We start from the raw sequence: 16,855 nt of genomic DNA on the forward strand, positions 1-16,855 counted from the left end.
TTTCCATCACTTGCACTGAGTGTAGCGTCGATCCCTGTCGGCTTGGAAAGGCGGAGATTCAGTGCAGGGACTCACACGCAAACTCGTGTTCGTCGGCGGGTACGAGGTGCTCGGACTTGTCGTCGGCACTGCGGTCATGACCGCGGTCACCGGTGAGCCGCCGACGACCACCGGGCCGCTCGCTCTGCTGCTCACGGGCGTGGCCACCGCCTGGAACCTAGTGTTCAACACCCTCTTCGAGGCGTGGGAGCGACGCCAGCAGGACCGCACGCGGACGCTGCGGCGTCGCGTCTTGCATGCTCTCTGCTTTCAGATCGTGCTCGTGTGCATGCTCGTGCCGCTCATCGCCTGGTGGTTGAACATCACGTTGGTGCAGGCGTTCATGCTCGACCTGGTCTTCATCATCTACGTCCCGTTCTACACTTTCGCGTACAACTGGGCGTTCGACCGGGTATTTGGCGTGCCGAGTTCGGCGATCAATGACGGTCAGGATCCCGGGGTCAGGCGATCCCGAGCTCGCCGATCACTGCGGCGACGCGGACGCGCTGCTCGTCCGTCAGGCCGCGGATCGGCAGCGGCAAGCAGTGCCGGGGCGTGAGACTGAGCTGCTCGGCGATCGCCGCAATGACCCGCAGGCTGCCTCCGAACTCGGCGAAGAGATTCCAGAGCGGTGCGAGGCGCTTGGATTCGGCGAGAGCGTCCGCATTCCTGCCGAGCTGAACCGCGCGGGTGATGGTGAGCGCGGGGTCGGGGAGCGTGCCTCCGATCACCGAGTACCAGGCATCGCAGCCGGCGATCAGACCGGTCGCCGCTGAGGCGTCGCCCGAGACGCCGATCGTGACGTGCTCGGGAACGGACGCACGGATGCTCGCGACGTGGTCGCGCGCTGCCCCTGGGTCCGTGGGAACACCGGGGATCTTGATGGACGCGATGCCGGGCAGCTCAGCAATTCGGGCGTACAGGTCGGTGGTAAAGGCGAAGTGGGCGGTACTCGGGTTGTCGTACACGATGACGGGGAGCGAGGTGCGCTCGGTGACGGTGCGGTAGAGCTCGAACACGTCGTCATCGGTCAACATTTGGTAGGTCATCGGCGCCAGGAGGATCCCGGCCGCCCCCGCGTCCTCCGCTGCTTCGACGTGGTCGAGAATGTGGGAAGTGCGCAGTCCGCCGACCCCGACAATGACCGGCGTTGATCCGGCATGATCGACGGCGAGCTGGGCGACGCGGGCGCGCTCCTCGGGAGACAAGTAGGCGTACGAGCCGGTCGAGCCGAGTGCGGTAATGGAATCAACGCCGGCGGCTGAGAGCCGCTCGACGAGGCCGGTGAATGCGTGCTCGTCGACCCGGTTGTCGCGCAGGGGAGTGAGCGGGAAGGCGCTCAGCCCGGTGAAGATGTTCGGCATGCGGCTCCTGTTCGTTGGGGCTGCTCCCATTCTCACGCTTCCGTTCAGCGTCCCGGTAAGTTGCTCAGCGCCTGAGCCCGTGTCACCAAAAGTTCCGGGGCGCTGTCGTCGCGCTCGGTCCACTCAGCAGTCGCGAACTTCGCCGACAGTGACGCCGTCTCTCGCCCTGAGCGTCTGCATGAACTGCGCCCATGATGGAGGGAGTTGGTAGCTCAGCGCGCGTGCGCCGTCGATCTTCTCCGGATCCGCATCGCGGTGCGCTGATCCCCAGATTCCGATCGTGGCGAGCACGGGCACGAGCTCGATGCCCCGCTCGGTGAGCCGATATATCGCTTTCTGCTGGTGCGCGGGATCGTCGTCGCGCGTGATGATTCCCGCTGTGCGCAACCGTTCCAGTCGGTCGGCCAGGATGCTGCTCGTGATGCGCTCATCGGATTCGCGCAGAAGTTCGCGGAAGTGCCTGCGGCCGGCGAACATCATGTCGCGCAGGATCAGAATCGTCCATCGATCGCCGAGCAGTTCGACGGCGAGATTGATCGGGCACCCCGACCGGTCGTACACGGCCATGCTCAGCTCTCCCTGTCGGTGGCGAATGCGATCTCTTCGGCGATGAGCGCTGCCGTCGAGTCGGGGAGCGAGATCATCGGCCAGTGCCCGCTGCGCAGATGACGCTTCCGCCAGCGCGGGGCATCTCGCGCAACCCGCGGCGCGTGCTTCCACGCTTCGGTCTGGTCTCCGGTCTGCGCGAGCGCCACGTAGGTGGTGGGCTGCGCGGAGACAGGGGAGGCGAGTCGGGCGTGATCGGTGATCGTGTGCCCGGGGTGGGGAGTGAAGAGGTTCGCCAAGAAGTCTCTGTCTCGGTCCGTCAAATCAGACTCGTGATCGAGCATCCATCGCTCAGGGGGCAACCACAGACCTCCCGCCGCGGCGATGTCTTCGCGTTCCTGTTCGCGTGCTGCTGCCGAATCGCCCCAGTCGTCCAGAAGCGATCGCCCGTCGACCGGGAGAAAACCGCCGATGTGGACGATCCTGCGCACCCGTTCGCCAAGGCGATCGGCCGCGATCGCGGCGGGCATCGCGGAGTAGGAGTGCGACACCAGCGCGACGGAGCCGGCGCCCGAGCCCCCGATGTGGTCGATGAGTGCTTGAACGTGCTGTTCGAGTCTGACGACGGCTCGTCGACTATCCGATAGCCCTGGTTCGAGGCCCGGAAGGGTGAGCGTCTCGACGGAGTGACCCAGGTCGCTCAAGATCTGAGCGACCGGTTCCCAGACCCAAGTCCCCATCCAGGCGCCGGGAATCAGGATCGTCCGTACGGCCTCGTCACTCATGCCGTCTCCTCCACTGCGCTGTGCAACTCGGCGGTGTTGCGAAGTGCTTCCGAAAGTACTTCAACTGATCGCGAAATGCAACCAGATGGGTTTCATGGTGCGCTCGCCTGGCAGGTGCGGTGCGGGGGAGTCGTATCCGGGTTCGGTGGCTGCACCGAGCGCGCCGGCGTCTGCGAGACTGGGCGGCACGCTTGCAGACGTCGAAGCGCCCGCGATGCCCGGGCGGGAGAGTGGGGCCGGAATGACTGAGGCAGAGCAGGGAGAGCGCGCGCCGCATGCCGAATCGAGGCGCACGCACCTCCAGCAGACGAGAGTCATGCTGCGCCCGACGGGCAACCCGTTGCCTCTCGCGTTCATGGCGCTCGCCATCGCGACGGTGGGGTTCAGCGCACTGCAGCTCGGCATTGTGGCGCCAGCCGAGGAGCACCTGATCGCGCTCGCGGTGCTCGTTCTGACGGTGCCGCTGCAACTGCTCTCATCCGTGATCGGCTTCGGCGCGCGCGACCCCATCGCGGGCACCGGCATGGCGATGGTCTCGGGGGTGTGGGCCATGATCGCCGTTTCGACGCTGCTGTCGCCGCCCGGATCCAGCAGCCCGGCGCTTGGAATCCTGCTGCAGGTCGCCGCGGTCGCGCTGCTGGTGCCGGTTGCGGCATCTCGCGGCAAAGTTCTGGCATCGATGGTGCTCGTCGGGTCGGCCATCAGGTTCTCGGTGACGGGGATCTCGCATCTCTCTTCAACACCGGCCTGGGAGGTCGCTGCCGGAATTCTGGGCATGCTGCTCGGCGCGCTCGCGCTCTACGCCGCGCTGGGGTTCGAGCTCGAGGAGTCCGCGCACCCGGTGCAGCTTCCGCTGACGCGGCGGAAGGCCGGACTCGAGCCGTTCCGCGACAGTCTGGAGGAGCAGGTCGATCAGATCGCCAGCGAAGCCGGGGTGCGTCGGCAGCTGTAGCCGGCGAGGGGGCGTGGACCGCCTGCAGCACGGGGGAGATCCTGGGCGTTCGCTGCCCTGAGGAGGTATCTGCCGAGTCCCGGGATCGCGAACACCTGCTCGACCGCGACGGCTCCGCCAAGCATGCCGATGAAGACGGGACCGAGTTGATCCACGACGAGGGCCGTGGCGCGACGGAAGGCTCCGAGCAGCGTAACCGCTCCCGGCACCCCGGCGAGGCGCCACACGTCGACCCAGCGTTCGTCGGCGACACCCGAGACGGCATCCGAGAGGAGTCTGCCCAGGAGCCCGCCAGCCGGCGCTCCGAGGGCGAGCGCTGGCAAGACAGCGGTCTGCGGTCCGGTCCAGCCGTACGGCGGGAGCCATCCCCAGTTGCACTGCCACGACGACGAGCAGCGCGCTCGCGAGGAGGAAGTCGGGGAGCGCGGCGAGCGCCACGCCGACGGGGCCGTACCCCCGCTGCGGCTGATCGCGGAGCACAGGCACCGCAGCGGGAGTCACGAGCGCCACTAGGGTCGCGAACCGGGTCAGCGTTGCCGAGACCCCGAGCGCGCCCCACACCCCCGGCCCCATCTCCGCTCCGCTGACCCGAGATCACCGCGCAGGACACCGCTTTACCAGCGCAGGCTCGTGGCGACAGGACCGCCGTCGAGTGCCGTTCACACCCGCTCGATATCGCGAATCGGGTCGGACCGGGCGAGGACTGAAACGGTCAGCGGTGCTGCGCGGCAGCGTGCAGGCGGGCGTAGACACCGTCGCGGCGCAGCAGAACGCAGTGGGAACCGTGCTCCAGGACTCGCCCGTCCTCAAGCACCACGATGAGATCGGCGGTCTCCGCCTGAGCGAAACGATGCGCCACGATCACTGCGGTTCGTCCCTGGACTACCGCGGACACTGCCCGATCCAGCGTGCCGTCTGCGCCGCCGTGAGCGGTCGCCTCATCCAACACGACCACGGGTGGATCAGCCAACAGCACCCGAGCAAGCGCGATCTCCTGAATGCGTGAATCGTCGAGATCGTGGCCCAGGGGAGTATCGAGACCGTATGAAAGCTCGCGAGCCCACGATGCGGACACGATGTCGAGTGCGCGCCACAGTTCGGCGTCCGTGGCCGCCGGGGCGGCGAGACGGAGATTGTCGGCCAGCGTTCCTGCGAAGAGGTGGGCATCTTGGGTGACCAGGAAAGCGGCTCGGCGCCCGCAGAGGTCGGCGCCCGCAGCGGGTACTCCGCCGATCAGTACCTCGCCCCCGGTGGGGAGCAGGACTCCGGCGATGAGCTGGGCGAGCGTCGACTTCCCGGATCCTGACACCCCGACGAGCACGGTGGTCGAGCCGGGAGGCAGACGGAGATCCGTGCTCACGAGCGCGTCTCGTGCAGCTCCGCGGTAGCGATACCTGAGTGATCTCATCAGCACGCTCGCATCGACGATGCTGCGGCGCGGCGTGCGCTCGGGAACGGCCTGCAGCACACCGACCAGGCGTCCGAGGCCGGCGCCAGCGCGCTGCAGGTCGTCGATACTCGACAGCAGGGCACCGATCGGTGCGAATAGCCGGTGGAAGAAGAGTGCGGCCGCGGTGACAGCGCCGACGGTGAGACCCGCAGTAGTGGCCTGCCAGTATCCGGTCGCGAGCACTGCGGCGAGGCCGATGAATTCGGCCGCGTTGAGTCCGGCATTGAACCGGTTGCGTGCGCGCGTGGCCTCGCGCTCGGTCTCCACAGCTCTGAGGCTGCGCACGGCGACGCGCTCGAGATGCGCTTCTCCGGCGCCGGAGGCGATGATCGTGTCGGCGCCGGCGACTGCTTCGATGATCGCTTGCCCCCGCTCCGACTCCTCGAGACGTAGGCGCCGGTAGAGCGGGCGTGATCGACGCATGAATCGTCGGATCGCGAAGAGCTGGACCGGTACAGCGGTCAGCGCAGCGAGCGCCAGCCACGGATCAAGTAGCGTGAGCCCCACGACCGTGAGCGCGATCGTGAATCCGGCTCCGATGAATCGGGGGAGAACATCGGAGACGGCCGCGGTGATTGCCTCGACATCTGCGGTGACCCGGGAGACGACGTCGGAGCTCCCGGCAGCCTCGACGGTGTCGCGATCCAGGCGCATCGCTGCGGTGAATACCTCTTCGCGGAGTTCGGCGAGTGATGTTTGCAGGGTGGAAGCGAGCAGTCGGCCGCCGGTGCGAGCGAGGACCGCTGAGAGGGCTCCCGATGCGATGACTACCGTGGCGGCGAGTACCACTGTCGAGAGCGGGACCCGTTCGACCACCGCGTCGACGATCCAGCCCAGTGCGGGCGGAACGAGAAGTGCGGCTCCCGAGCTCGCGAGGAGCAACGCCGTGGAGAGGGCGAGCGAGCCGCGCCGCTTTCCGAGGATTCGCAGCGCGTGCCGAGCACTGACCATCCCTCTCGCGATCGGGAGACGACCCTCGGCACTGATCTCGTCGGCGCTGATCTCGTCGGCACCGGAGGTCTCGCTCACCGGATCGCCTCGGAGGTGCGCTCGTTCGCGGGCGTGGTGCTGAAATCGATGACGCGATCGCATGCGTGGAGCAGAACTCGGCTCGACGTGATGACGATGGTGGTGCGACCGAGCCCGGCGAGTCCATCGGCGACGCGCTGCTCGGTCAGCGGATCCAGAGCTGTCGTGGGCTCGTCGAGGATGAGTACCTCGTGCGGCTGGTGGAGTGCCCTGGCGAGGAGGACGCGCTGACGCTGACCTCCGGAGAGACGCTTGCCTCCCTCGCCGATGTGCGCATCGGCGGAGCCGAGGTGCGTGACCACGTCGTCGAGTGCGACAGCTCGTACGACCTCCTCGTCCCATTCGCGGACGAGCCCTGCGCTGGTGAGTGCACCGGTGACGTTCTCACGCAGCGTCCCGGTGAAGATCGCAGCGTCATGCGGCGGGGCAGTCACCACGCGCCGGTACCGCTCCGGTCCGGCCTCCACGGCATCGGTGCCGAAGATGGCGAGTTCTCCCGGGTGCGGCGGCACGCGCAGGCCGAGTCGCGCGGACAGTGCTCGCGCGGCTGCCGCCCCGGGGATACGCACCCCGACCAGCAACCCGGTCTGAGCCTCGATGCGCAGCGCCCCCGACTTCCACGCCAGAGGAGGGCACTCTCGATCTGGAGTGCCGGTCGGGCCATCCCCGCCCGCGTCGAGCGCGAACGGCTCGACCACCAGGGCACTCAAACGGCGGGCCGACGCGCGCTTGTGCGCCCAGTTCGCGGCGAAGGTGCCGATGTGTGCGAGGGAACCTTGCAGGAACTGCGCGAGGGCGACCGTGGTCACCAGCTGGCCCACCGTGATTTCGTCTGACCAAGCCATCCATGCGGCGGCGAGCGCAAGCAGACCCAGGTAGACGATGGAGACTGCGCTGCTGACGGCGTCGTAGGTGATGAGCTTCTGGGCGGTGGCCACGGCGCCTCGCAGTGAGGCTGCCGAAGCGGACCGGTAGCGGCTGATGACCTCGCCCTCCGCGCCGAGGCCCCGGACGATCCGCAGACCAGCCATCGCGTCGGTGGCGACTTCGCTGGCGGCGGCGACCGAGGCCTGCTCGGCCATGCCGAGCTTCTCCAGTGGTCGCGCGAGTGCCTGCATCCCGAGTAGCACTGCGACGGCTCCGATCAGCACGCCGAGCCCGAGAGGGAGGGAGATGATGAGCAGTGCACAGCTGGTTGCCAGGAGGGCTGCGATGGTCGATCCCTGCTCTGCGACGCTCCAGGCGATCCCGGCGACGCGGTAGGTGTCGCTCGTCGCGACCGAGAGCACCTCTCCTGTGCGGTGGCGCGCGTGCCGCCCGCGTGGGTTCAGTACTCGTGCGCCGGTCAGCTGGCGCAGATCGTGCTCACCGTGCCCGTACACCCGCACCATCGTCAACGCTGCGCGCTGGTAGCTCACGGAGAGGAGCACGAAGATGAGCGCGAGCACGCCGATCCACATCAGCAATGCGGTTCCGTCGCTCTTCACGATGGCCTGATCGATGACCACGCCGATCACGATGGGCACGGCTGCTTCACCGGCCTGATGAGTCATGAAGCCCAGCGTCGCCGCGGAGAGACGCCACCCGCGCCCGTTGCGAAGCAGCGCCACTGCGAACATCGACGCGGTCCGTGCGGCGGGCTTCGCATCGCGCTCATTCTGGGTCATGTGCTCCACGGTAGGCCGGGGATCGTTCCTCGGTGTAGACGACTGTTTATTCATTTCCGACATCCATGTGCGGAAGAATGGAGTTCGTCCCGGAGTTGCTCTCCTTCGCTCGATCGTGCTGGGAATCGCCATGTCATCTCTCTCGCTTCAGGGTCCGTTGTCCATCGGTTCGGGGGTCCGTGTGCCGTCGCACCCTCCGATCATTCCCACGGGGTACACGCTCACGACGCGGTTGATGCGCGACCGGTACTGGCACCCCCACTTCGGGTGCCCGCAAGGTGCTCACACTCATCCGGAGCACGTCGTGTTCTTCCCGATCCTGGGGACCGATTCGGTGGAGGTCGCCGGCGTCTCTCGCACACTGACGGTCGGCGAGGGGGTGTGGGTCCCGGCAGGCACGCCGCATGTCGTGCTCCGTGCGCCGTCGTCGACGATGGCGGCGGTGCACATCGACCCGGCGGCCTGGCCGGAAGGGTCGACGCTGATCCGTATCGTCGGTGTGCGTCCGGCGCTGAGAGAGCTGCTCATCTACCTGATGGAAGCGGCGATCTCGAAAGAGCAGCGGCTGCGCGCTCAACGCGTGTGCCTGGAACTGCTCGCCGATGAGGGGGGTCGGGAGTTCGACCTGGTGATCCCGCAGGACGAACGGATCGCTCCGATCGTCGAGCGGTTGCTCGCCGATCCCGCCGATGGCCGCTCGATCGAGGAGTGGGCCTGGGTGGCCTCCCTGAGCAGTCGGACCGTCGCGCGGGTCTTCGAGCGCACAACCGGGATGTCGTTCAACGCGTGGCGCATGAAGCTTCGGATTGTGCGCGCGGTGGAGATGCTCATCAGCGGGACCCCCGTCGGCGTCGTCGCGGGGAAAGTCGGCTACGCCAGCATCGGGGCCTTCAGTAATGCGTTCCACCGTGTCTCAGGGCACCGCCCTCACGAGTTTCTCCCGCCCAGGGCGTAGCGTAAATGCCAGGTGTCCGAAACGAGTAATAACTTGTCAGCCCCGGCTTTCGTGGCACTCCTACTCTTATTGAGGTGAGCCTGACCGACATGCCGTGGTGCTCGATCCTGAATCGGGTGCGCCGACGGTCATTTCTCGGGCGGCACTCCGGTGAGCACAGCGTCAGTACAAGAAAGTCAGGAAAGAGGAGACATGGAGTTCTGTGAACCCGCGGAGGTCGTGGCGGTCACGAGAGTGACCCCGTCGATGATCCGTGTGCGTCTCCGAGCGCTCGGCGAGTGGACCTGGTATGCCGATGGTCGGGGAGACGAGCGCGTCGACATCGCCTTCCCGTGGCCAGGCGAAACGCGGGCCGACGTGACCTACTTCAACCGGGAGCACGCTGGCGAGTCCCTGAACGAGCCGACTCCCCCGTGGCGGCACTACACCATGCGCGCAGTCCACGATCGTGGACGCGAGTTCGACGTAGAGTTCGTCGTACACGGGGATGGCGTCGCCTCGACCTGGGCCGAACGGGCGGAACCCGGCCATGTGCTCGGCATCTTCCTCGGCTCGACCGTGTCCCACGCCTACCACTCGCCTCCGAACGATGCGCAGTGGCAGTTGCTCGTTGCCGACGCCACCGGTCTTCCCGGATTGGCCCGGATCGTCGAGGAGCTGCCCGAGGGGGTCCCGGTGCAGGCGATCGTCGAGGTCCCAACTGCGGCGGATCGGCGTGTCATCGAGACCCGGGGCGACGTGGACTGGACCTGGATCATCGGACCAGGAGGTCGAGAGAGCGCATTGCCGACAGCGGTCGAAGGCATCGCACTCCCTGAGACGCCCGGATATGCCTGGGTGGCCTGCGAATCGGCCGCCGCCCGCAGCATCCGCACCCATCTGCGGCGGCGGCACTCGCAGCCGCGCGACCGGCATCGGGCAATCGGATTCTGGACGGCGGGGAAGATCGGGCACGATGGGCGAGGCACGGACTGACGATCGTCGGCAAGCGGAACGTACGGATGAGGGTGAGGTAACTCCGGTGCCCTGGGCTCTGTAGGGGATCGAGCGCGCGGGTCAGACCTTCTGCTTGGTCGTCCCCGCTATCACGAGCGCCTCGGACATCGTCTGGAGCTGGTTCCCGCCCGTAGGATCGGAGCATGAGTTCACCCGATGCGGTCCCGGGGGCGGCTGCACGCGCGGCCGGCCTGTCCGCGACGGACGTGCGCGCGCGCCTGGAGTTTCTCGAATCGACGGGGCACGGCTTGCTCGAATCCGGGCTTACGAGCGGCCAGACGGAGCACGCGCTCGCTCGATACGGTCTCGATCTCGGAGTTGAAGCGCTGTCGATCTCGGCGTTCGGGCGCATGCTGATCCTCGAGGCGGCTACGCACGACGGCGACACAGTGTCGTCGTCGGGTGCCGCGCGAACGCTCGACGCCATCGACTGCACTCGGTCGCGCGAACTGACCCGGCTCGCCGAGCGGACAGCGCACACCGAGGTTGCCCGGGTGCATGGTCACGATGCGCGAGAGCGGCTCGCAGTGGCGAAGCGGGTCGCCGACCGGCTGCGGCTCACTGTGACGCCCTGGTGGATCGTCGCGCTCGGCACCACCATGCTCGCGTTCTTCATCAGCATGCAGGTCGGCGTCTCCTGGGAGGCGTGGGTCACCGCCGCGCTCGTTCAGGCCGCCGCCTCGGTCGTCGGCGTAGGCACGACCGCGGCGCGCATGCCAAAGCTGTTCGCGGTCGCCGTGCAGAGCACGGTGGCAGGCGCGCTCGCCACGATGCTGGTGCAGTGGGACTTCGTCGATCCGGTCGGCGCTGCCGCGGCGATCGCCGTGAACTGGCTGCTGTTGCTTCCGCTTCCGCAGGTGATCGGTGCTGTCACCGACGCGATCGATGGCGACCACCTCTCTGCCGGAACCAGGGTCGCGAACGTCGCGGTCGCTGCAGTCGGCATCGTCATCGGTGGCACGCTCACGTTCGCCCTCGGGGAGGCACTGGGAATGGAGCACCCGAGGCTCGATGGGCTGCCCGCGATGCCGTGGTACTTGATCCTGGTCTTCTCTGCCCTGGGCGCCATCGCGAACTCGTTCGCCAACGGAGGCCGACTCAATCTCGTCGCTCCGGCCGCCTTCCTCGGGGTAGCTACGGGTGCCACGAACCAGGTGCTTCTCTCAAGCGGGCTTCCCGCCGTCTGGGCGACGGCGCTCGCCGCGACGGTGCTCGGGCTGCTCAGCGCCAGGATCGCGGTGCGCACCGGCTACCCGAGTCAGGTGCTGGCGCTCATGGGGGTGACGGGAGCCCTGCTCCCCGGTATCCCCGTGTTCTTCGGTATTCTGCAGCAAATGGGGGAGGGGTCGGGACTGGCATCGTTCGGCACGGCGGGCCTCATGAGTCTCGCGATCGGCATCGGCGTCGCGTTCGGCGGCTACCTTTCCCGTCTGGTGAGCTGGGAGCGGACCGCTGCCGCGGGGAGCGAGGAGACCTGATGGTGGGACCGGTCTGGCTCTCCGCGGCGCTGATCGTGGTCGGAGGCGTGCTTTTCGTGACGGGAGGCGCCGGGTTCCTCCGCGACGGGCGGCGCATCGGGGCACCCATCATCGCGATTCTCGGAGCGGGGATCTGCGCCCTCGGCGTCGGCCTCGTGCTGGCGGTTCTCGGTCACCCGCTGTTGCTCGTCATCGTGCTGGTGGTCGCGTTCGGTCTCCTGCTTCTCGGCAACGTCGTCGGATACCCGCTGCTCGTCATCTTCCTGCTGTATGCCGGGATCACCGTCTTGCGCCGCGAGAGCCGGACGCTCGGGAACGCTCTGGCACTCGTCGCGGCTATCGGGCTGATCCTGCTGCCGGGCACGCTCGGGTGGTTGGCTCCCTCCGATGTCGTGCGCGACGATCCCGCCTATCTCCTGCGGTACGCCGTGCACCTCGCGGCGATCCTCATCGTCGTCTATTTCGGGTTCGCCTTCGCAGCCTTCATGATCGCGTCGCTGCTGTATCGCTGGCGTCGCAGTCGCGTCGTGCCGGAAGCGGTTATCGTGCTCGGTTCCGGCTTGATCGACGGAGCGGTGCCGCCGCTGCTCGCCGCACGACTCCAACGCGGGCTGCAGGCGCAGGCAGACTTCGGTGGCGCCCCGATCCTCATCCCCAGCGGAGGCCAGGGGGACGACGAACCCCGTTCCGAGGGCGAGGCCATGCGAGAGTACCTCATCGCGCACGGCGCCGATCCAGCCGCCGTCGTCGCGGAGACGGAATCACGCACGACATCGGAGAACCTCCGGTTCTCGCGCACCCTCCTCTCGGAACCCGATGCGCCGGTCGTTGTCGCGACCAGCAGCTACCACGTGTTCCGCACAGCTCTACTGACCCGCGCGCTCGGCATGCGAGCTCACGTGGTGGGCGCACCCACCGCCTGGTACTACGTTCCGAGCGCGGTGCTCCGCGAGTTCGCCGGTGTGATGCGAGACCACTGGCGCGTCGTTGCCGTGAGCATCGCGCTCATGGTCTCGGGCGCCGTTGCATTCACCCTGATCATCGTTCCCGCCATGGTGCCGCCGGCCGGTTGAGTATCAGCGGTTCCGCGGTGCTCGCCACATACCGGCCGGCTCCGCGTGAGGGACGCGGGTGATCCGCACCGTGGCGGTGAATCCGAAACGGCGATAGAGCGACCGATTGCGCGGGCTCGACGATTCGAGGTAGGCGGCGTACTGCTCGGCATCGATCGTCGCGAGTCGCGAGCGGAGCAGTGCGGACCCGACACCGGTGCCGCGCCGATCGGGGCAGACGCCGAGCTCAGCGAGGTACCAGTGCGGCGCGCGGGGGCGGCATCGTGCGAGCGCGAGTTCGAGCCGCACGCCGGCGAAGAAGCCGCGCATTCCGACCGCGCGCAGGTAGGCCGGCAGTTCGGGGAGCTGCTGCAGGAACGTCACGCGGCGGCCCGGTGGCTCCCACGTTGCGGCTCCCACGACTCTTCCATGTTCGTCCCTCGCCGCGTCGACGCGCATGCCGGCGCGCGCCCCTGACCTGAGGAGCGCCTCGAACAGGGCACGAAAGCGGGCATCGCGGCGGCGGCCGGTGATGAGCGGCCCCATCACGGGGTCCTCACTGAAGGCCGAAGCGAGCACGCGGGCGACCGCCGGAACATCTGCCTGGCCTGCCTGAGTCACGGTGAGCATCTGTCCTGCGCCTTTCAGACGGTGATGGGGTCGTCGATCGGCCTCAGCTTCAGCGTAACGGCTGAGGCGTTCGGGCGGGGCGGTTCGGCCGCGTCAATCCCACGCGCCGCCGAGGGTGAAGCGACCCGAATCTGCAATAGGGGCGACGTTTGCGGCGACGCCGAGTTCGAGGTCGCCGTACGTGACGCTGGGGGAGGAGTAGCGGACCCGCTCGGTCTGCTCAGCCGGCGCGTTCGTCACCTCGGCGATGAAGATGTCGACCTCGGCGGGTGGGAGGTCCAGCTGATCAGCGAGGGATCGGAGCTGGCGATGCAGCTTTTCGGGTGCGACCGTCGCCCCGCGGATCCCGAGCGAGAAGCGATCCCCGTCGCTTCCGGTGGTCCGCTCGAAAGAAACGAGGCGGGCCTCCAACTGCACAGAGGTCCCTTCGGGCAGCTCCAGGAGGATCGGCCGCGGTTCGTCGGTCTCGTAGATGCCCGCAATGCGGTCCTCGGGGATGCCGAACGCATCGGTGCTCGGCTCCCCGGTCAGATCCCACCGCTCGACACCGTCGACCACGGTGCGGGCGGTGGGATCGGGACCGTCGGAGCCCGCATCGCCGGGGCTGTGCACGGTCACACAGCCCGAGAGCAGCGCGACCGCAACGGCCGTCGCCGCAAGACGCAAGATGCGGCCGATCGTGCTCATGACGCGCGCTGCAGGACCACGGTCCCGAATCTCTCAGCGCCGACCATGATGAAGTCATCTCCGACGGGGCGGATATCCAGCATCTGCGAGCGCGCGATGGCCGTCGCTGTCTCGGGGGCATCCGCACCGGTACGCGGGTCGACGAAGTACTGGCGCTCGTAGCCAGGCACGTACAGGTGGCCGTCGAGGGTGACGGCGTCGCCGAGCCACAGCGGCTGCATCTGATCGGGAGCCCCTGGAATGCTCCAGAGCTCCTCCCCGGTGTAGGCGTCGAGCGCGGTCACCTCCGTGGGGCCGGTGTGCAGGAGCACGACGTCACCGAGCACCTTCACGTAACGGTCGGCATCACCGGACGAGTACTCTTTCCCGACATCCGTGCCCGATACCTCCCAGACCTCCTGTCCCTCCGCGTCCAGCAGACGCACCGTGACCGCTGCGGACCCGAGACCCGAGTCATCAGATCGGGGTCGGAAATCGCTGGTCTCGGCGATGAGTATCCCACCATTTTCGACCCGATCTGGTGCGGCGGGGACCTGGTCGATGACCGCGATCGGATCCCCGGGCGACCCGTACTCCCAGAGCACTTCACCCGTCTCCAGGCTCCGGGCCTGAATCGGAATCAGATCGGGGTCACCCACGGTGTCGGTGGAGGTGGACACGGTGAACAGGTCGTCGGGGGTCAGGGACTCCAACCTGTACGCGTGCGTGAGGAAGATCCCCTCCGGCCCCATCGAGAGTGGGAGGGGTCGAGTTCGGGAGAAGCCGTCTCGCTCGTACTCCACTGCCGGGAGGGCGGTCGTGGAGCCCGGGGAGAAGCGAGGGAGCGTCACCTGCTGCACGGTCCGCGTGTCGATGTCGTCCTGCTCCTCATCGGCGACCATCGGGTTCCACGACTTCCCGCCAACGAGCAGGCCGACGTCGGTGGTGCTCGCCGCGTAGCCACCTGAGCCGGGGAACCTGCGGCAGTGTTCACGTTCACCAGTAGCTTTCCCGATGCTCATCAGCTCGGTGCTCTGCTCGCCGACGAAAACGTTCTGCCCGCGCAGAATGCGGTTCACGAGCACCAGGTGCTCACCCTGCTCGATCACTCCGGCATCCCGGCTCTCGTCGAGATTCCACTGCCACGACGCCTCACCTGTACCCGGATCGATGAGCGCGAGTCTTCGGATGCCCTGAGTTTCGTTGACGCTCAAACGGAGTTGGCCGCCCTGTGCTGCGACTTCCACCGAGACCTCGTCGGCGCTGACCTCGCCGTCGGAGTAGTCGGTGGTGCTCGGGATCTCGCCAACGGGTGTGAACCCGAGTCCGTCGGCGAGTTGCTCGATGCGCTCGCGATGCGTGTTGAGCTCGGCGGCGTCGACGTCGGAATGCTCGGCGTCACCCCAGGCCGCCCACGGGGAGTCGAAGGTGCCGGCGTCCATGCTCGAGAGGTCGCGCCCGCAGGTGATCCCGCTCGCATCCCATGCGCGCACGTACCAGTCGGGCCTTGCGGTGCCGATGACGAGCGCCGCGACGGCCACCATCGCAAGCGCTCCGCCACCGCCCCAGATCAGCGCGCGCCGCCGCCGTCTCCGAGGCGGAGGAGGCGCAGGTGAGGCATCGCTGCTCGTGGCCATGGCCTTCATGGTAGCCGAGCGCTCGGGGTAGCCTGGGGGAACGCTCGCGGAGGAGGGACCCCATGCTGTTCGCGTTGGTGGCGTTTTTCGCGGTCCCCGTCCTCCTGTTCGTGGTCGGCGTCGTCACGATCGTGCAGGCCGTGAAATCGCTGCGCAGAGCTCAGGGTTCGCGGGCCTCCGCGATTCTCCGCGTGATCGCCGGAGTCGGGTTCGTCGGGTGCGCATTCATCTCAGTCGGCGGGGTGCTCGCTCAGGTGCAGTACGCCATCGTGATCTTGCCGATGCTGGGCCTGTTCGGTGCGGCGGTGTGGGGAGGCGGGTTCCTCATCGCCGCCGCGATCGTCGAGGTGGTGGTGCGGCGACGGGAGCACGTGTCACGTGTGTCTCAGGAGCAGTGAAAGGTACTCGAGCAGGTAACGGAAGGTTTCTCCGCCACTGTTTACACACTGGATGCGGGAACGTGTTCTGCGGCGTGCAGCGCTTCGACGAACTCAGCCACTGCGCGTGCGCGCGGTGGTAAACGCATTCCCCGTGCGAAGGCGAGTACGACTCGAACCGGAGGGATGTCATCATTAATCTCAAGTACATGAATGGGTCGCCCCTCGGCCGTGACGCTGATCGGCGATCTTTGCCCGAGGACAGCGTAGCCGAGTCCGCGACCGACAAGGTTGCGCATGAGCTCAACGCTTGACACTGTGTAGGCCTCTCGTTGCGCACCCTCGGTCGCGCTGGAGGGTGTCAGCCGAGTGGCAATGGGAGGAATGCTGAGTCGGATGAGTGGCTCATGGATGAGCTCTTTCAGATCGATCGATGTGCGCGTGGCGAGCGGGTGATCTGCGGCCACGATGACGTAGGGGGCCATCTCGATGACCTGGATCCAATCCAGGGATTGGGGTAGGTCGCGCTCATAGAGGAACGCGACCTCGAGTTCCCCTTCTTCCAAAGCGGAAAACAATGCTTCCGGGCTTCCCTCCCTAAAATCGATGGACAGAGAAGGATGCTGCTTGGCGAAGGTGTCGCAGATCTCCGGCATCAGCATTGACGCGATGCCGGTGAGGCAGCCCAGATGGAGTGTGCCAGTCACAGCCCCTGAACGGGAGTCGAGTGTGAGCTGGAGCTCCGTGGCCTGGGCTGTGATCGCTCGGGCCATGGGGAGGACGTCGCGACCTTCCGGAGTCAGAGTGATTCCCTTGGCGCGGCGACGGTGAAGAAGCTGTGCTCCGAGCGCGCGTTCCAGTTCCGTCAACGCAACGCCCAGCCCGACCGGTGATACATGGCATCGTTCAGCGGCCGCTCGAATGGTGCCGCTTTCCGCAGCGGCAAGGAAGTACTCGAGTTGTTTCAGCGTGCATTGCGCTTGCATGGCGGCCTCCTGCTGGCCCGGCTTGAGGATCAAAAGAAGATCTGTACTTAAATGAAGATTATTACCATTTTCCATTTCTTTTTCATTGTGATGATAATGAATCAGCTGCTGGAACGCGAGAGACCTTCAGATTGTCGGAGGGCAGTGCTGACTGAAGCCGACCGGAGCTGAAGAAACGGGGCTCGCCGTACTGCGGGAGCGCGTGAACGAGTTTCATGGGGCGTGTCGCGCTGGTACGCACTGGGT

The 16,855-nt window shown here is 67.1% G+C and carries 17 protein-coding genes; 7 read left to right on the forward strand and 10 right to left on the reverse strand.

The features are described 5' to 3' along the window. Nucleotides 1-61 precede the first annotated feature (61 nt). Entirely contained in the window at nt 62-598 is a 537-nt protein-coding gene (locus tag K8P10_RS04095) for a PACE efflux transporter (protein ID WP_224780532.1), read from the forward strand. Here the strand turns inward: K8P10_RS04095 and K8P10_RS04100 are convergent. The 3 genes from K8P10_RS04100 to K8P10_RS04110 form a co-directional block, all read right to left on the reverse strand. After that, the gene (locus K8P10_RS04100; protein ID WP_224781210.1) at nt 501-1,394 is read right to left on the reverse strand and encodes a dihydrodipicolinate synthase family protein; all 894 of its coding nucleotides are present in this window, start codon (nt 1,392-1,394) and stop codon (nt 501-503) included. The two genes, K8P10_RS04095 and K8P10_RS04100, sit on opposite strands and share 98 nt — an antisense overlap. A 132-nt stretch (nt 1,395-1,526) precedes the next feature. Then, entirely contained in the window at nt 1,527-1,970 is a 444-nt protein-coding gene (locus tag K8P10_RS04105; RefSeq protein ID WP_224780533.1) for a helix-turn-helix domain-containing protein, read from the reverse strand. 2 nt (nt 1,971-1,972) lie between these two features. Beyond that, complete coding sequence (locus tag K8P10_RS04110; RefSeq protein WP_224780534.1) at nt 1,973-2,734, reverse strand: alpha/beta fold hydrolase; 762 nt, start codon at nt 2,732-2,734, stop codon at nt 1,973-1,975. Between the two features lie 241 nt (nt 2,735-2,975). Here K8P10_RS04110 and K8P10_RS04115 point away from each other — a divergent pair, with 241 nt between their 5' ends. After that, nucleotides 2,976-3,686, forward strand: a complete 711-nt coding sequence (locus K8P10_RS04115; protein ID WP_224780535.1) for a GPR1/FUN34/YaaH family transporter — start codon at nt 2,976-2,978, stop codon at nt 3,684-3,686. Here the strand turns inward: K8P10_RS04115 and K8P10_RS04120 are convergent. The 3 genes from K8P10_RS04120 to K8P10_RS04130 form a co-directional block, all read right to left on the reverse strand. Next, complete coding sequence (locus K8P10_RS04120; protein ID WP_370631962.1) at nt 3,647-4,009, reverse strand: ABC transporter permease subunit; 363 nt, start codon at nt 4,007-4,009, stop codon at nt 3,647-3,649. The genes K8P10_RS04115 and K8P10_RS04120 overlap by 40 nt on opposite strands. 389 nt (nt 4,010-4,398) lie before the next feature. After that, nucleotides 4,399-6,165, reverse strand: a complete 1,767-nt coding sequence (locus K8P10_RS04125) for an ABC transporter ATP-binding protein (protein WP_224780536.1) — start codon at nt 6,163-6,165, stop codon at nt 4,399-4,401. Beyond that, on the reverse strand, nt 6,162-7,832 hold the full coding sequence (locus K8P10_RS04130) for an ABC transporter ATP-binding protein (RefSeq protein WP_224780537.1): 1,671 nt from the start codon (nt 7,830-7,832) through the stop codon (nt 6,162-6,164). The genes K8P10_RS04125 and K8P10_RS04130 overlap by 4 nt, the downstream gene beginning before the upstream one ends. 130 nt (nt 7,833-7,962) lie before the next feature. On the opposite strand from K8P10_RS04130, the gene K8P10_RS04135 reads away from it, so the two are divergent. From K8P10_RS04135 to K8P10_RS04150, 4 genes are all read left to right on the forward strand, one after another. Continuing rightward, nucleotides 7,963-8,787, forward strand: coding sequence for an AraC family transcriptional regulator (locus K8P10_RS04135; protein WP_224780538.1), 825 nt, complete (start codon nt 7,963-7,965; stop codon nt 8,785-8,787). Between the two features lie 192 nt (nt 8,788-8,979). After that, complete coding sequence (locus K8P10_RS04140; RefSeq protein ID WP_224780539.1) at nt 8,980-9,762, forward strand: siderophore-interacting protein; 783 nt, start codon at nt 8,980-8,982, stop codon at nt 9,760-9,762. 164 nt (nt 9,763-9,926) lie between these two features. Next, nucleotides 9,927-11,261, forward strand: a complete 1,335-nt coding sequence (locus K8P10_RS04145) for a threonine/serine exporter family protein (protein ID WP_224780540.1) — start codon at nt 9,927-9,929, stop codon at nt 11,259-11,261. Further along, nucleotides 11,261-12,334 carry a YdcF family protein gene (locus K8P10_RS04150; RefSeq protein ID WP_224780541.1) on the forward strand — a complete coding sequence of 358 codons (1,074 nt, stop codon included), beginning with the start codon at nt 11,261-11,263 and terminating at the stop codon, nt 12,332-12,334. The genes K8P10_RS04145 and K8P10_RS04150 overlap by 1 nt, the downstream gene beginning before the upstream one ends. A 3-nt stretch (nt 12,335-12,337) precedes the next feature. Here K8P10_RS04150 and K8P10_RS04155 read toward each other — a convergent pair whose 3' ends face one another. The 3 genes from K8P10_RS04155 to K8P10_RS04165 all read right to left on the reverse strand — a co-directional run bounded on the left by K8P10_RS04155 (nt 12,338) and on the right by K8P10_RS04165 (nt 15,246). Next, nucleotides 12,338-12,943, reverse strand: a complete 606-nt coding sequence (locus K8P10_RS04155; RefSeq protein WP_224780542.1) for a GNAT family N-acetyltransferase — start codon at nt 12,941-12,943, stop codon at nt 12,338-12,340. Nucleotides 12,944-13,036: 93 nt separating this feature from the next. Then, a complete protein-coding gene (locus K8P10_RS04160; RefSeq protein ID WP_224780543.1) occupies nt 13,037-13,630 on the reverse strand; it encodes a hypothetical protein in 594 nt (197 codons plus the stop codon). Continuing rightward, nucleotides 13,627-15,246 (reverse strand): PQQ-binding-like beta-propeller repeat protein, encoded by a 1,620-nt coding sequence (locus K8P10_RS04165; RefSeq protein ID WP_224780544.1) that lies wholly within the window; start codon nt 15,244-15,246, stop codon nt 13,627-13,629. Before K8P10_RS04165 ends, K8P10_RS04160 begins: the two co-directional genes overlap by 4 nt. 62 nt (nt 15,247-15,308) lie before the next feature. On the opposite strand from K8P10_RS04165, the gene K8P10_RS04170 reads away from it, so the two are divergent. Next, nucleotides 15,309-15,644, forward strand: coding sequence for a hypothetical protein (locus K8P10_RS04170; RefSeq protein WP_224780545.1), 336 nt, complete (start codon nt 15,309-15,311; stop codon nt 15,642-15,644). Between the two features lie 41 nt (nt 15,645-15,685). Here the strand turns inward: K8P10_RS04170 and K8P10_RS04175 are convergent, their stop codons facing one another. Next, nucleotides 15,686-16,684, reverse strand: a complete 999-nt coding sequence (locus K8P10_RS04175; protein ID WP_224780546.1) for a LysR family transcriptional regulator — start codon at nt 16,682-16,684, stop codon at nt 15,686-15,688. Between the last annotated feature and the right edge of the window lie 171 nt (nt 16,685-16,855).

It is taken from the genome of Leucobacter sp. Psy1 (assembly GCF_020096995.1).
Taxonomy (GTDB): Bacteria; Actinomycetota; Actinomycetes; order Actinomycetales; family Microbacteriaceae; genus Leucobacter.